The 273-nt window shown below is 71.1% G+C and carries 1 pseudogene; it reads right to left on the minus strand.

The features are described from left to right. Positions 1-6: 6 nt before the first annotated feature. Positions 7-273, minus strand: a pseudogene (locus SB751_RS30410) (LysR family transcriptional regulator); the annotation flags it as partial.

The raw sequence follows: 273 nt of genomic DNA on the forward strand, positions 1-273 counted from the left end.
GCCGCATCAGGCCGCAGGCAATCCCTGCGCCGCCTGGCCGATCTGGTCGAAACAGATGTCGCGCGCGATGCGGGTGGCGGGGCTTTCGCTGCGGCCGCGCAGCGTGACGAAGGCGAAGTGTGCGGCGATGTCGAAATCGGCCGGCGGCGGCACGCGCGCCAGCACACCCGCTGCCACGAGCGAGGCCGCCGACGCCAGCACGCCCAGGAACACGGCGTCCGACTGCGCGGCGATATCCAGCAGGCAGGCAATGTCTTCGCTTTCCCGGTGCAG

It is taken from the genome of Cupriavidus sp. SIMBA_020 (assembly GCF_046535395.1).
GTDB lineage: Bacteria > Pseudomonadota > Gammaproteobacteria > Burkholderiales > Burkholderiaceae > Cupriavidus > Cupriavidus campinensis.